Raw genomic sequence first — 13,087 nt, 5'->3', positions numbered from 1 at the left:
AAATTCTGATGAATAAGAAAATCTTAATCGTGGATGATGATCCACGCAACATATTTGCATTGAAATTAACTCTTAAAGCGCGTGGGTATACAGTTGAATCCTGTACAATGGCTCAGGAGGCTTTAGAAACCCTGAAATCCGGTTCCCAGTCTTATATTGTTCTGATGGACATGATGATGCCGGGAATAGATGGCTATGAAGCAGTCAGGATGATAAGAAATATTTCAGAAATCAAACATGTTCCTGTAATTGCGGTCACTGCACAGGCAATGCCCGAAGACCGTCAGAAATGCTTGGAAGCAGGAGCAGATGATTATATTTCAAAACCGATTGATGTAGATCTTTTAATAATGGCAATAGAAAAAATTTCATAGATGCTGGAACCAAGTATCGTAAAAGATGAAGAAATAGAATATCTCATCAGAGATGTTTACGATCTGTATGGCTATGATTTTTCTGGCTACAGCAGAGCTTCTTTTAAAAGAAGAGTTAACCGTATATGCCTCTTGGACAGGTTTACAAGCTTTGCAGAGCTCAGATACACCATTATAAATGATGTTGAATATTTAAAACGCTTTGTAGAGGAAGTTACAGTGAATGTTACGGAAATGTTCAGAGATCCCTCTTTTTTTAAAACCTTACGGGAGAAAATATTACCTCAGTTAGGCACTTATCCACTAATCAGAATCTGGATTGCAGGCTGCTCAACCGGGGAAGAGGCTTATTCTATTGCTATCCTGCTTAAAGAAGCCGGTCTTTATAATAAGTCTTTGATTTATGGTACCGACCTTAATCCCGCAGTTCTTGAAACGGCAAGAGCAGGTATTTTTCCTTTACAGCAAATGAAACTTTATTCAGAAAATTATATGCTTTCCGGTGGTATAAAAGATTTTTCTGATTATTATACAGCTAATTACGATAGCGTAAGGTTTGATAAAAGCCTGCAGGAAAAATTAATTTTATCAACTCACAATCTTGTATCAGACAGTTCTTTTAATAGCTTTCAACTGATTGTATGCAGAAATGTCCTGATTTATTTTGACAGAGATCTTCAGGAAAGAGTATTCAGGCTTTTTGATAATAGCCTTGAGAATTTGGGTTTTCTTGCGCTGGGAGCAAAAGAGACCCTTCGGTTTTCTACTATTGACAAGAATTATCATCAGATGGAAGACCAGAAGATCTGGAAGAAAATTGACCACCATTAATTTACTGCGATGAACTCACAAACCAATATGAAATTAATTGTTATCGGAGGATCTGCGGGAAGTCTGCAGGTTATTATTGAAATGATTAAAAATCTGGATAATAAAATTCATATTCCCATAATATTGGTGATTCACCGTAAGGCACAATCTGGAGATATTCTTAGGACATTACTGCAGCAGTTTACAAGAATAGCTGTTGTGGAGGTTGAAGATAAAACAGAGCTGGAAGAAAATAAAATATATATTGTTCCTGCTGATTATCATTTATTGTTTGAGAATAATAAAAATATGTCATTAGATAGCTCCGAAAAAATGAATTATTCCCGTCCTTCTATAGATGTGACATTCAGATCTGCAGCAGAGATCTATGGCGAAAATGTGATTGGTATCCTTTTATCAGGGGCTAATGCTGATGGAGTGGAAGGGTTAGGATATATCAAAAAGCATAACGGAAAAGTCTGGATTCAGGATCCGGAAACCGCAGAAGTAGACTATATGCCCAGACATGCTATAGAAGAAATTGATTATGATTTAATTATCACGCCTGATACTTTAGCGAGTTATATAAAACAGTTATAATGTAAGAATATAAATAATATGAGTAAAAAGAAAATTTTAATTTTTGATGATGATACAGCTATTTTAGAAGTAATCACCATTATATTTGAAGAAAACGGGTATGAAGTCAGAATTTCCGAAACATCACATGATATTCTTGAGAAAGTAGAAGATTATCAGCCGGATGTTATTTTGATGGATAACTGGATTCCAAAAATTGGAGGTGTAGAAGCTACAAAACTTCTTAAAAGTACGGAAGCATTTAAACACATTCCGGTAATTTATGTTACGGCGAATAATGATATTGTGGCTTTGGCATCAGAAGCCCGTGCCGATGATTATGTTTCAAAACCATTTAACCTGGATGATCTTGAAGCAATGGTAGCAAAACATATACAAGAACCTGCATAACAGATACTCAATAGTTCATCAATAAAATCTCTCAAAACAAAACGTTGAGAGATTTTTTATTTTTTTTCTAGTACTGTAATAATCTGTCTTTTCGTTAACGAACAGGTGTTGATTTGCTGGATTAAAGAAGATAATAAAAGATACAATGATGGATTTTCTATGGTGCTGTCCGAAAATGTTTTGACAAGAATTAATTTTTTTGAAACAATATTCTGAACCACTACATATTCAGTGCTGGCATTGACATCAATATTCAATTCCTTTTTAATAACTAAATTGAAATATTTATCAATTATTTTTTTATCGTTTTTTAAATGTAATGGTTGGCTTTCTATTCGGTCCATAACAATTATTATAATTATTTATTCTCAACAAGTTTTATGCCGTATAAAAGATTTTAAGAATTCGGAATAAGGAAATTATCATTCTGAATTCGTTGCAAAATTGTTCTTATTTTATATGATCAGGGAACAATTATAATCTAAAATTAGGTATATTTGTAAACTATTTTAATGAAAATGGATTACAAGCTTATTAAAGATTCTATTGACTTGCTGCAGGAATTTGAAACAGAAATTCATACCTCTCCCGGTTTATATCCGGAAACTATTCAGGGGTTTAAGGATTGGATTTCTAACAAGGAGAATGTTCATCGTGAAGAACATTTCGAAGAACCTTATTGGGAAGGTAAAGAGAACGGAAGAACTGCGGAAAGTGCCATAAGTACATTGCTTGTTCATCTTAACCGATATGCGAAAACCTACTCGAAATCAGCCATCTCCGATTCTGAATTTTCTACTCAGGAAGACTTTATTTACCTGATAAATCTTAAGGCTTTTGGAGAGATGACAAAAATGGCTCTTATCAAAAGAAATATCCATGATAAACCTGTAGGTATGCTTATTATAGCCAGGCTTTTAAGGCAGGGACTTGTAGAACAGACAGATTCTGAGTTAGACAAACGCAGTAAATTAATCCGTATTACCGGAAGAGGATTGCAGATCTTAGAAAATCAAATGGAAAAAATCCGGCAAGCTACCAATATCGTTGCAGGAAATCTCACTTATTATGAGAAGATGGATCTTATACGTATTCTTAATAAACTGGATCGTTTTCATTATCCCATTTTTTCAAGAAATATTAATTCTGACCAGCTTATCGATACGGTAAATGATGAGTATGTATTTATGGATTCTTAGTATTTAAATTAATACATTCATGAAAGGCACTCTATCTTTAAACCACTTAAATTATACCCATTTTTCAATATCTGCTGACAAATTTTTAAATTAATTTGTTAATATTATAAAATGACCTATTTTTAGTATTTTATTGCAAAAATACTATTCAATGCCGAAAAAAATTATAAGAAATCTTCAAATAGGAGTAGTGATTTCTTTGATACTTCTGATTGCTAGTTCCATAGCATCTTACATTAGCATACATAAGCAGATGGAGAATAGGGAAGACTTCTTAAAAAGTAAGGAATCTATAAGCTTAACAAAAGATATTTTAAACATTCTTTTAGATGCTGAGACGGGAAATCGGGGATATCAGCTTACCGGACGGGAAGATTTTCTTGAGCCTTTCAATAAAAGCAGGGAGGAATATCCGTTGCTTGTTTCTAGTAAAGATAGACTTAATCTTAGTGATGAAGATCAGATTAATGTTCTCAATGAACTGCTGCGTACTTCAGAAATGGTGATGAAGGAATATGTCGTGCTTATTGAGAATCGAAAAAAGGGAATAGTAATGAGTCCGGAAGAACTTCTACAAAATAAGGAGGCTATGGACACATGCCGCATGCTCGTTCAGAAATTTGTAAAAAATGAGGAAGTCCAACTTGCCATAAAAAATGAAGATTTGAACAAGTCCTCCAATAGGACCGTTTTGTTAATCGTCTTTTCTGCCATTGCCGCTATTGGTGTAACTATTTTTGTTTATATACAACTAAAATCTGACCTTATCCGGCGCGGTAAGTTAGAAAAAGATCTGTTTTACACGAAGGAAATGCTTGAGGAAACAAGCTCAGTTGCCCAGGTGGGAGGATGGGAAGCCAATATGAAGACAGGAAAGCTCTTCTGGTCTCAAAGTACAAGAGAAATTCACAAACTAAAAGATGGTCTCCAGCCTACTTTCGAAAGTGCCTTTGAATTTTACAAAGGAAAAAGCAGGGAGAGAATAAAATATCTTTTTAACAAGGCAATACAAGAAGGAATTCCTTTTGATGAGGAACTTCAGCTTCTGCGTAATGATGGTGTTACGATTTGGGTAAGAGTAAAAGGCATTCCCGAATTTGAAGATGATACCTGTAAAAGGGTTTTCGGAATCATTCAGGACATTGATGCCTTCAAAAAAATGTTTCTGGAGGCTACCCGAAAGGAGGCTATAATGAAGTCTTTTGCCACTGATGTGCCTGTTCCTTTGGCGATGTTTGATAAAGATCTTAACTATGTTGCTGTAAGCAGCAGATGGAGAGAGGAATTTAGTATGAATAATGTAGATCTTATCGGTAATAACCTTTTTGCGATATCACCTAATATACCCAAAGAACGAAAAGATATCTATGACAATGCGCTTTTGGGAAAAACGTACATCAACAGTGACTTTATGCTAAAGGTGGAAGGAAAAGAAGAAATTCAGCATTACGACCTTAAAGTAGGTCCCTGGTATCTTACAAAAGATGAAGTAGGAGGTGTAATTATTTCCATCCAGAATATTACAAATGCTGTGCAGATAAATGAAGAACTGAAAAATGCCAAGGAAGCGGCAGATACAGCCAGCAAAGCAAAATCTGAATTTCTGGCCAATATGAGTCACGAGATCAGAACTCCTTTAAACGGAGTTATTGGTTTTTCAGACCTTCTCCTCACCACACCACTGAATGAAACACAGAAGCAATATCTGAATTACATCAATGAGTCAGGGGAAAACCTGCTTAGCATCATCAATGATATTTTGGATTTTTCAAAAATAGAATCCGGAAAATTAGAGCTTTTAATTGAAAAATGCGATGTTTATGATATGTTGAGCCAGGTTATAAATGTTATTATTTATCAATCTCAGAAAAAAGATATCGAACTTCTTCTCAATATCGAACCTGGTCTTCCAAAAATACTTTTTATGGATGAAGGAAGGTTAAAACAGATCCTGATCAATCTTCTGGGGAATGCTGTAAAATTCACAGAAAAAGGAGAGATCGAGCTAAAGGTGGAGAAATTGCGCATGGATGATAATACTATTGCTTTGCGCTTCTCGGTAAGAGATACGGGGATCGGTATCCCTGTTGAGAAACAAAAGTATATTTTTGATGCCTTTACTCAGGAAAACAGTTCAATCAGTAAACAATATGGTGGTACAGGTCTGGGCCTTACGATCTCGAACAATATCCTGGGATATATGGGAAGCCATTTGTCGCTGAGCAGCACAAAGGAAATAGGTTCTGTATTTTTCTTTGACATTGAGATTCCTTACGAGATCCCTCAATTGAGGGAGGAAGAGGAAATTAGTATTCAAACGGCTTTAGTAGTTGATGATAATGAAACCAACAGAATCATTCTTGAGCATATGCTTACCTATAAAAATATAAAGTCTACCTTGGCTTCTAATGGAATGGAAGCCTTAGAGATCCTGTTAAAAGGTGAACGGTTCGATGTGATCCTGATGGATTATCATATGCCTCTTATGTCCGGATTGGAAACAATAGATAAAATAACAGGGTTGTTTAATGAGCGAAAAGAGACTTCCCCGTTTATTGTACTTTCTTCTTCTTCTGAAGAACTTAGCATCCTTAATTCAGTCAGGAAAATAGAAAATGCACATTTACTGTTGAAACCCATCAAATCACATGATCTATACAAAACTTTAAAAAAGGTAGACCAAAGTTTTGCAGTAGAAATTAATAAGGATCAATCTGAGAAAGTTTCGCATTCATTTGCCTCAGAATTAGAAGTGCTTCTGGTTGATGATAACGTAGTGAATATGGTCCTGAATAATAGAATGATGAAGTCTCTTGCTCCCAATATACTTTTAACGGAAGCGGTCAATGGGCTGCAGGCTTTGGAGGAATGTAAGAAAAAGCAGTTTTCCATTATAATGATGGATGTGCAGATGCCGATAATGAGTGGTATTGATGCCACCCGAAATATCAGATTGCTGCCGGGATACGAACATATCCCTATCATAGGCGTTACAGCAGGAAATGTCCTGGGCGAAAAAGAAAAGTGTCTTGAAGCCGGAATGAATGATTTCCTTCCCAAACCTTTAAGAAAGACAGACCTTGTTGAAGTACTCAAAAAATATATTAGTATTTAGGACTTATGAAAAAAATGGAGCTCGATTTCTTCTGTTAATCATATGCACAATATATTTTAAATGTATCAGATGTAACCTTTATCTATATCGATATTACCCAAGTAGCCGAAAAGCTTCATCCATAAATGAAAATCAAAGTTTATGAATTTATTTGAAAAATCTGCATTTTCTCGTTCAAAAAAAATCCTGCAAAAAATTAAATTTTGCAGGATTAATCAGCTTTTAGCGCATTTTGAAGACTTTTTCAAATACACTCAGTGGAGAATACGGGATTCGAACCCGTGACCTTTTGACTGCCAGTCAAACGCGCTAGCCAACTGCGCCAATCCCCCGTCTTTTATTTTAAAGCGGTACAAAAGTAAGTATTTAATTGATATTTGCAAATATTTTGTTGATTTTATTAGGTGAAAATTAAAAGATAATAAGAACAGTTTTTGGTTTACTAATAGATTTTAAAATATAAATCTGCTCTTAAGCAAAAGATTTCCAACAGAATACCCTAGATTTGAAAAAAATAAAACATGGAATTTTCTCCTTTTAATCCAGTAATTAAGCTTTGTTTGCAAGGAATGAGCTTTGAAGAGAAAGAAATGCCTGAAGAAGCGACTCGACTATTTTTACAAGCCTGGAAAGAAGCTTCGGATGACCATGAAAAGTTTCTGACATCTCATTATGTATCACGTCATCAGAAAAGGGTGGAAGATAAGTTAAAGTGGCTTGAAATTTCCTTAGCGTTTGCCTTAAAAATTAATGATGATACTGTTAAAAGTGCCTTACCTTCTCTTTATCTGAATATTTCCCAATGCTATCAGAACTCAGGAGATCATGAAAATTCAAAAAAGAATGCTGAGTTGTCGGAATTGTTTAAAAACCATCCGTCTGACAAAGGCCCTTTTTACCACGGAACAAAAGCTGACTTGCAGATTGGAGATCTGTTGACCGCTGGCGGAAACTCAAATTATAAGTCAGAATTTAAAATGAATCATATTTACTTCACCGCTTTCACCCAAGGAGCAGGTCTTGCTGCAGCACTGGCAAAAGGGGATGGAGCAGAAAGGGTTTATATTGTAGAGCCAACAGGGAATTTCGAAAATGATCCCAATGTAACAGATAAAAAATTTCCAGGAAATCCCACCCGTTCTTATCGTTCCGAAATGCCTTTGAAAATCATAGGAGAGATCACAGAATGGAGCAGACCCAAGCCTGAAGATCTTCAGAAGTTTCGCGAAAAATTAGAAAATAGTAAGGGTGACATTATCAATTAATCTTTGTTTATCCGGTTAATTGGGAAAATGTTTCATTATGACTGTACTCATAAAACTCAGGATGAATATTTCATACATTTGGGAAAAGTTTTTCATTCATCCTATAGTTTTAGCCTCCGAATAGGGGGCGTTTCTGTTGGGTCATTTTAACTAAATGAGGTGACGGCGGATCGTTTGATATTGCCTAGAGAAAAGTTCCGGTGCGGCCTTCATTTCCAATAAAGATAAGATTCTATTGAAATTTCCTTTTAAATAAAAACCTCTATTGAGCTCCAGTGATTTTTTGCCATAGTATACAGTACAGACTGGGGTTGAATATTTTCCAACGATTTTCATATCTATTCCTGTAATGTCAGTCCAGAGAAACTGATGCTGTTTCAAACCACCTGTAAAGCGGATTTCCGTATTTGAAATGATTAATTTTAGCCGGGTATACATCAGCATACTCACAGCAATCAGCAAAAGTAATGGCACCAAAAAAATAATCTCTTGTGGAAGATCTTTCTGCATGAGAAGACCGAATCCAGTCAAAACTAAGAGAGGACCGGAAAAATAACAGATTATTTTTAACCATTGTGGTGAGGAAAAAATTTCTTCAGTCAGTATCTGTTTCATAGTATAATAGTACGGTTTTTAAGTGATGTATTTCATTTTCATTCAAAAAAAACTGGATTGGTTATTTACAGCTTAACATAAGAATTATTAAAGTCTTTGATTGAATATAGAAGTTAATACTCTTAAGTTAAATGGAAATCTTTAATTCTTAAATAAAAAACAGCCACAATTCAATTGTGGCTGCCTCTTTTGAAATCAAATATTGACTATTATAAAGATCTGGAGCGGGCAATATTAATAAGGTACACAAGGTGTGCGTACATGCTTCGCTTTACAGACTCTATTTTTATATCTCCGGTCGTTTGGTTAATGGTGGTCACCAAATCGGTATTACATTGACCGGCAAAGTTTCCGCTTCCTAAATAGTTGACTGTATTAGTACTTGGATAAGAAATTCTGGGATAATCAGGAGCAGTCTGGTTAGCAACGGGAGCCGAGCCTGCAAATCCCTTATTATCAACATATCGGGCTGTCCATGTACCTAAAAACTGTCCGTTGCTGGTATTAATTCCTTGTCCTACAATAATTTGAGTATCTACAGGATTGCTGAACCCGGCGCAAGAGGTGTAATGATTGATTGAAACTGTGCAGGAAGAAGCATTGTCAACAGGCTGGAAACATTTTCCTTCATAAATAGTCAGCCTTTGCTCAGTAGCTGACATTGAAGTGTTTAATAATGCTTTTGGCGCAAAAATTTCTTCAGGAGAAATAAGCGTTAAAACTCCTTGTGCATCCGCTGCAACAATTTTTTTTTCAGCATTTGAAAGTCCTCTTACTCTTACCAGACCATTGACATCCAATGTATGAGAAGGAGTAGCTGTGTTAATCCCAACCTGTGCTGTTAAACTCCCACCAATAGCAAGTGCTGCCAAAAAGAATGTTTTTGTTTTCATGTTATTATTTGAAAAGGTTAAATTTTTCACTAATATAGGAAATAACTTTAAAATAGTGAGAAAAAACCTCTGAAATCTGATATAAAGTAATTGTAAACGAATATTGAATTTAATAATACCAAGTTTTACGTATAATTTTAAAATAACTCAAAATTTACACAGCTTGTATTTGTTTGAAAAATATTTGTATTTTAGCCGAAATATGTTGTTTTTTAATAAACATATTGGGTGCTAATTAAAATTCAGATAATTTGAATGAAAAAATTAGTAGATTTGCACGGAACAAAAAATAATACATATTAAGCAATATTCTCTGTGACTGGATTTTTAAGAGGAAAGTACATGAGAATAACAGGATTTTAGGTTATAAAACTACTGAAACTATGAAGAAACTTTTTTTACTTTTATTAACGGCGTTTTTATTTATCGGTTGCAGCTCTGATGATGATACTATTTATGATTATGTAGGAACATGGTCTGGTTCTTATGAAGGAAGCGATAAGGGAGTTTGGAACTTTGTGGTAGACGAGAGTGGTAAAGTAGTAGGAACAATGCATTCCGATGTGAATAATGAAAATTACAGCATTACCGGAAATTTAAGTGAGACAGGAGATCTGAACGCCAGAGTAGGACTTCCATCACAAGGAGATTTCAAAGGAACGTTAACGACAGAGAAAAAAGGAAACGGAAACTGGTCCAACTCACTTCCAACCCCTGCGATATCAGGAAGCTGGAAAGGAGAAAAGAAATAAAAACAAGAAAGTCTGCAGAATCTACTGCAGACTTTTTTATTTAAACAAATCCCATATGGGTAATCTCGTCTTTCTCATTCTTCAATGCTACAAAATAAAGTAGAAAATCATCTTCGGAGAAATATTTTTTAAAAGACTTTTCCTGCTGCTGGCTCCAGCTTATTATTTCTTCATGAGTTTCTATGCTGTAACTTTCAGAATCTAATTTTAAGGTTAAGATGACTCCTTCATCTGTGGTACAACCTTTATTCTTATATAAAACATGGTTTTGACTTCTGATACAATCTGAAACAGTATGGATTGTACCCAGCTGAAATGCTCTCAATAGCTTCCTTCCTTCTTCAGTCTTTAAACCGTTTTCAACCGTTCTTTTTCCTCTTTCGGAAATAATATCCAAATCCTTGATGGCCGTCATCACCTTTGCAAACTTCTGGTAGAGCAGGGGATCACCCGATTCTTTAATATACACCTCAAGGCTCTTCCGGATGATCTTCCCGATTTTTGAACAGTGCCCGAATTCGGAACTGTTCTGTCTTACTTTCTCATATGACGGATTTTTTTTAAACGCAGCTTTATTGAACCCGCTTTTCTTCCGAACCACATTTTTGCCGTTCAGAGTATAAAATACCAGATCGCCCACTGCTCCTGTAATCTTAATTACACTTTCATATGTCGCCATATCTTCAAAATAGAAATCAAATATACCAATAAATAATGGAAAACAAAATTTTAACATATATTTATCATATAGTTGTAGTATAGTTCTATTATAATTAAAATATAAAATGTATATTTGTCATGAATTAGTTAATTAAGTATAAATCAGATGAATATGGGATTGGGATTATTTGAACAAAGAATAAGGATAAAGCAGCTGTCTGTTTTACTGATGGCATCTGCTTTTGTAGTTTCCTGCGGATCTTCGAAAAGTGCTTCTGCCAGTAAGAAATCAAATACAAAGAACGTAGCGAAAGCTGAAAATCTCAGAAAGCTGGATTCAAAATTTAATGGGAATGTCTCCAGATCAATCAATGATATTCTGAAAGATGCAGAAAAATACATCGGGACACCCTATAAATTCGGAGGAAATACTTCTTCAGGTTTTGACTGTTCCGGATTTACAGTAAAAGTATTCGAAGAAAATGACTTCAGTCTTCCCAGACGATCTTCTGATCAGGCTGATGCAGGAAAGAATATTGATATCAAAGATGTGAAGCCCGGAGATCTTTTATTTTTCGCAACAGCAGGGGGAAGCAGAGTATCCCACGTAGGAATAGTTCATGATATTGGTCCTGACGGAGAAGTGAAATTTATTCATGCTTCTACTTCAAAAGGTGTAATCATTTCTTCCCTGAACGAAAAATACTGGAATAAGGCCTACCTTCATGCCCAAAGGGTTCTGTAAAAATAGTAAAATGATAGAGAACCCTACATTTGCCTTCATTAAAACAGATAAGAAGCTGATTAAGATTTTCTTAAAAGATATCAGTATGATCAAAGGGCTAGGAAATTATGTGGAAGTTCACACTATCGACAACAAGAGATATATTTACTACAAAACACTTAAAGATCTTATTGAAAGCCTGCCGGACGAATTTATGCGGGTTCATAATTCATATATTATCAATCTGATGAATATTGAATCTTTCGAAGACAATCACTTAATTTGTGGCGACTTAAAAATTACAGTAGCCAAAAGCTATAAAGAATGTCTGCAAACCGCTCTCGGTAAAATGATGCTTTAAAAACTCGTCTGCATCAGAAAATGATCCAACGACATCAGATTTTTGATCTCATGTATAAATAAATTTTCATTCCTCTTTTCATGTTTTAGTTTTACTGAAAAATTAAAACAATGAACAAAGACACTGCATTAGATTACATTCAAAACAATACGATTATCGGAATAAAAGCTGGAAATCAAAGACCTGAATTCCTGGAAATATGGATGGTTGTGGTACAGAACAGAATATTTGCAAGATCCTGGGGACTCGCCAGAAGAAGTTGGTATAATACCTTTTTAGAAAACTCAGCAGGTGAAATCCTATGTGGCGAAACAACATATGCGATAAAAGCTCTCGTTCCGGAAGATATCAGTGACCTTACTGAAGAAATTAATCAGGCGTATCTGACAAAATATAACAGTGATCATAATAGTCCATATTCACAGGGAATTGTTCAGGACAAGCATATTGCCAGAACAATGGAGTTTATTATTTGGGATTAAAAATTCAATAGGAACGGGCTTTAGCCCGTTTATCGAAAAATAAAAACTTCAACCGGCTTTATCCAAAACTTATAATTAACCACCCCGTCAAAAATTCTTTGAATTTTTGCCACCCCTCCGGAGGAAAGGAATTTCTGGAATCCCAATAAAGTCTCTGTCATTGCAATAGTATTGCATCATTAAACTCAGGAAATTTGCCCAAAACTATTATCATATGGCAGATTTCATCAGATTCTTTATTCCTTTATATTTCATCGTATTCTTTACCATTTCCTTTGTCGGAATCAGTTATAAAGTGGCAAAACAGATCGGTAAAAGCCCAAATGTCCTTCCCAAAGACGATTCTGTCTACGGACTTGTAGGATTCTATTTTAAGATGACTTTGTGTGTCCTTTTTATTTATACAATGCTTTTACTCTTTTTACCAGAAAAGATTTTTAATGCTTTTAAAATTACCATGCTGGAATATATTCTATTGCAATATACTGGAGTGGTGATCATGATTTCCGCACTGATTTGGGTTATAATAGCTCAGCTGCAAATGAAAAATTCATGGCGGATCGGGGTTGATAGCACAACAAAAACAGAACTTATTACTCATGGATTATTCAGGTTCTCAAGAAATCCCATATTTCTGGGGATGACCATCAATCTGGTAGGATTTTTTCTTGTTTTTCCAACGGTAATTACTTTTTCTTTTCTTTTGATTGGAAGTATTTTGATGCAGATTCAAATCCGGATTGAAGAAGACTATCTGTTAAAACAGCATGGACCAATATATGTTGCATATAAAAAGAGGGTTGCAAGGATGTTTGGCCTTCATTAAAAGCATCATCTTAAAAACCAT

Annotated in this window: 16 protein-coding genes and 1 tRNA gene; 12 read left to right on the top strand and 5 right to left on the bottom strand. The window is 35.0% G+C overall.

The window, feature by feature from the left end:
* Positions 1 to 8 precede the first annotated feature (8 nt).
* Genes ACWPWS_RS05810 through ACWPWS_RS05795 form a run of 4 tightly spaced genes read left to right on the top strand, consistent with a single transcriptional unit; the run spans position 9 to position 2,174 of the window.
* Positions 9 to 374 (top strand): response regulator, encoded by a 366-nt coding sequence (locus tag ACWPWS_RS05810; RefSeq protein ID WP_454045837.1) that lies wholly within the window; start codon positions 9 to 11, stop codon positions 372 to 374.
* Complete coding sequence (locus ACWPWS_RS05805; protein ID WP_209784561.1) at positions 375 to 1,205, top strand: CheR family methyltransferase; 831 nt, start codon at positions 375 to 377, stop codon at positions 1,203 to 1,205.
* 27 nt (positions 1,206 to 1,232) lie between these two features.
* Positions 1,233 to 1,784 (top strand): chemotaxis protein CheB, encoded by a 552-nt coding sequence (locus ACWPWS_RS05800; RefSeq protein ID WP_454045836.1) that lies wholly within the window; start codon positions 1,233 to 1,235, stop codon positions 1,782 to 1,784.
* Positions 1,785 to 1,802: 18 nt separating this feature from the next.
* Positions 1,803 to 2,174: a response regulator gene (locus ACWPWS_RS05795; RefSeq protein ID WP_209784559.1), complete on the top strand. Its 372-nt coding sequence runs from the start codon at positions 1,803 to 1,805 to the stop codon at positions 2,172 to 2,174.
* A 56-nt stretch (positions 2,175 to 2,230) separates the two neighbouring features.
* Here the strand turns inward: ACWPWS_RS05795 and ACWPWS_RS05790 are convergent, their stop codons facing one another.
* Positions 2,231 to 2,518, bottom strand: coding sequence for a hypothetical protein (locus ACWPWS_RS05790; RefSeq protein WP_209784558.1), 288 nt, complete (start codon positions 2,516 to 2,518; stop codon positions 2,231 to 2,233).
* Between the two features lie 168 nt (positions 2,519 to 2,686).
* Between ACWPWS_RS05790 and ACWPWS_RS05785 the strand changes: the two genes are divergently transcribed.
* Positions 2,687 to 3,373 carry a MarR family winged helix-turn-helix transcriptional regulator gene (locus ACWPWS_RS05785; protein WP_454045835.1) on the top strand — a complete coding sequence of 229 codons (687 nt, stop codon included), beginning with the start codon at positions 2,687 to 2,689 and terminating at the stop codon, positions 3,371 to 3,373.
* Between the two features lie 151 nt (positions 3,374 to 3,524).
* Complete coding sequence (locus ACWPWS_RS05780) at positions 3,525 to 6,488, top strand: response regulator (RefSeq protein WP_454045834.1); 2,964 nt, start codon at positions 3,525 to 3,527, stop codon at positions 6,486 to 6,488.
* A 258-nt stretch (positions 6,489 to 6,746) separates the two neighbouring features.
* Here ACWPWS_RS05780 and ACWPWS_RS05775 read toward each other — a convergent pair.
* Positions 6,747 to 6,820: transfer RNA gene (locus ACWPWS_RS05775), tRNA-Ala, on the bottom strand.
* Between the two features lie 528 nt (positions 6,821 to 7,348).
* Here ACWPWS_RS05775 and arr point away from each other — a divergent pair.
* Complete coding sequence (arr, locus tag ACWPWS_RS05770; RefSeq protein WP_454046889.1) at positions 7,349 to 7,753, top strand: NAD(+)--rifampin ADP-ribosyltransferase; 405 nt, start codon at positions 7,349 to 7,351, stop codon at positions 7,751 to 7,753.
* Positions 7,754 to 7,903: 150 nt separating this feature from the next.
* Here the strand turns inward: arr and ACWPWS_RS05765 are convergent, their stop codons facing one another.
* Together ACWPWS_RS05765 and ACWPWS_RS05760 are read right to left on the bottom strand one after the other, a co-directional pair.
* The gene (locus ACWPWS_RS05765) at positions 7,904 to 8,368 is read right to left on the bottom strand and encodes a hypothetical protein (protein WP_454045833.1); all 465 of its coding nucleotides are present in this window, start codon (positions 8,366 to 8,368) and stop codon (positions 7,904 to 7,906) included.
* A gap of 209 nt (positions 8,369 to 8,577) precedes the next feature.
* The gene (locus ACWPWS_RS05760) at positions 8,578 to 9,261 is read right to left on the bottom strand and encodes a hypothetical protein (RefSeq protein ID WP_454045832.1); all 684 of its coding nucleotides are present in this window, start codon (positions 9,259 to 9,261) and stop codon (positions 8,578 to 8,580) included.
* 383 nt (positions 9,262 to 9,644) lie between these two features.
* On the opposite strand from ACWPWS_RS05760, the gene ACWPWS_RS05755 reads away from it, so the two are divergent.
* Positions 9,645 to 10,013 (top strand): hypothetical protein, encoded by a 369-nt coding sequence (locus ACWPWS_RS05755; protein ID WP_105682437.1) that lies wholly within the window; start codon positions 9,645 to 9,647, stop codon positions 10,011 to 10,013.
* Positions 10,014 to 10,053: 40 nt separating this feature from the next.
* Here the strand turns inward: ACWPWS_RS05755 and ACWPWS_RS05750 are convergent, their stop codons facing one another.
* Positions 10,054 to 10,692, bottom strand: coding sequence for a hypothetical protein (locus ACWPWS_RS05750; protein ID WP_454045831.1), 639 nt, complete (start codon positions 10,690 to 10,692; stop codon positions 10,054 to 10,056).
* A gap of 153 nt (positions 10,693 to 10,845) precedes the next feature.
* Between ACWPWS_RS05750 and ACWPWS_RS05745 the strand changes: the two genes are divergently transcribed.
* The 4 genes from ACWPWS_RS05745 to ACWPWS_RS05730 all read left to right on the top strand — a co-directional run bounded on the left by ACWPWS_RS05745 (position 10,846) and on the right by ACWPWS_RS05730 (position 13,066).
* The gene (locus ACWPWS_RS05745; protein ID WP_209784539.1) at positions 10,846 to 11,418 is read left to right on the top strand and encodes a C40 family peptidase; all 573 of its coding nucleotides are present in this window, start codon (positions 10,846 to 10,848) and stop codon (positions 11,416 to 11,418) included.
* A gap of 10 nt (positions 11,419 to 11,428) precedes the next feature.
* Positions 11,429 to 11,758 carry a LytR/AlgR family response regulator transcription factor gene (locus tag ACWPWS_RS05740; protein WP_209784538.1) on the top strand — a complete coding sequence of 110 codons (330 nt, stop codon included), beginning with the start codon at positions 11,429 to 11,431 and terminating at the stop codon, positions 11,756 to 11,758.
* A 110-nt stretch (positions 11,759 to 11,868) separates the two neighbouring features.
* Entirely contained in the window at positions 11,869 to 12,240 is a 372-nt protein-coding gene (locus ACWPWS_RS05735; RefSeq protein ID WP_454045830.1) for a DUF2255 family protein, read from the top strand.
* 214 nt (positions 12,241 to 12,454) lie between these two features.
* Positions 12,455 to 13,066 (top strand): methyltransferase family protein, encoded by a 612-nt coding sequence (locus ACWPWS_RS05730; protein ID WP_454045829.1) that lies wholly within the window; start codon positions 12,455 to 12,457, stop codon positions 13,064 to 13,066.
* Positions 13,067 to 13,087 lie beyond the last annotated feature (21 nt).

The sequence above is a fragment of the Chryseobacterium sp. Marseille-Q8038 genome (assembly GCF_965111995.1).
Note: the sequence above shows the minus strand (reverse complement) of the source record. Positions and strands in the feature narration are given on the sequence as shown.

Excerpts from the sequence above, each read along its gene's own strand:
- ACWPWS_RS05810 (WP_454045837.1), top strand. The coding sequence starts at position 9 with ATGAATAAGAAAATCTTAATCGTGGATGATGATCCACGCAACATATTT.
- ACWPWS_RS05805 (WP_209784561.1), top strand. The coding sequence starts at position 375 with ATGCTGGAACCAAGTATCGTAAAAGATGAAGAAATAGAATATCTCATC.
- ACWPWS_RS05800 (WP_454045836.1), top strand. The coding sequence starts at position 1,233 with ATGAAATTAATTGTTATCGGAGGATCTGCGGGAAGTCTGCAGGTTATT.
- ACWPWS_RS05795 (WP_209784559.1), top strand. The coding sequence starts at position 1,803 with ATGAGTAAAAAGAAAATTTTAATTTTTGATGATGATACAGCTATTTTA.
- ACWPWS_RS05790 (WP_209784558.1), bottom strand. The coding sequence starts at position 2,518 with ATGGACCGAATAGAAAGCCAACCATTACATTTAAAAAACGATAAAAAA.
- ACWPWS_RS05785 (WP_454045835.1), top strand. The coding sequence starts at position 2,687 with ATGAAAATGGATTACAAGCTTATTAAAGATTCTATTGACTTGCTGCAG.
- ACWPWS_RS05780 (WP_454045834.1), top strand. The coding sequence starts at position 3,525 with ATGCCGAAAAAAATTATAAGAAATCTTCAAATAGGAGTAGTGATTTCT.
- ACWPWS_RS05765 (WP_454045833.1), bottom strand. The coding sequence starts at position 8,368 with ATGAAACAGATACTGACTGAAGAAATTTTTTCCTCACCACAATGGTTA.
- ACWPWS_RS05760 (WP_454045832.1), bottom strand. The coding sequence starts at position 9,261 with ATGAAAACAAAAACATTCTTTTTGGCAGCACTTGCTATTGGTGGGAGT.
- ACWPWS_RS05755 (WP_105682437.1), top strand. The coding sequence starts at position 9,645 with ATGAAGAAACTTTTTTTACTTTTATTAACGGCGTTTTTATTTATCGGT.
- ACWPWS_RS05750 (WP_454045831.1), bottom strand. The coding sequence starts at position 10,692 with ATGGCGACATATGAAAGTGTAATTAAGATTACAGGAGCAGTGGGCGAT.
- ACWPWS_RS05745 (WP_209784539.1), top strand. The coding sequence starts at position 10,846 with ATGGGATTGGGATTATTTGAACAAAGAATAAGGATAAAGCAGCTGTCT.
- ACWPWS_RS05740 (WP_209784538.1), top strand. The coding sequence starts at position 11,429 with ATGATAGAGAACCCTACATTTGCCTTCATTAAAACAGATAAGAAGCTG.
- ACWPWS_RS05735 (WP_454045830.1), top strand. The coding sequence starts at position 11,869 with ATGAACAAAGACACTGCATTAGATTACATTCAAAACAATACGATTATC.
- ACWPWS_RS05730 (WP_454045829.1), top strand. The coding sequence starts at position 12,455 with ATGGCAGATTTCATCAGATTCTTTATTCCTTTATATTTCATCGTATTC.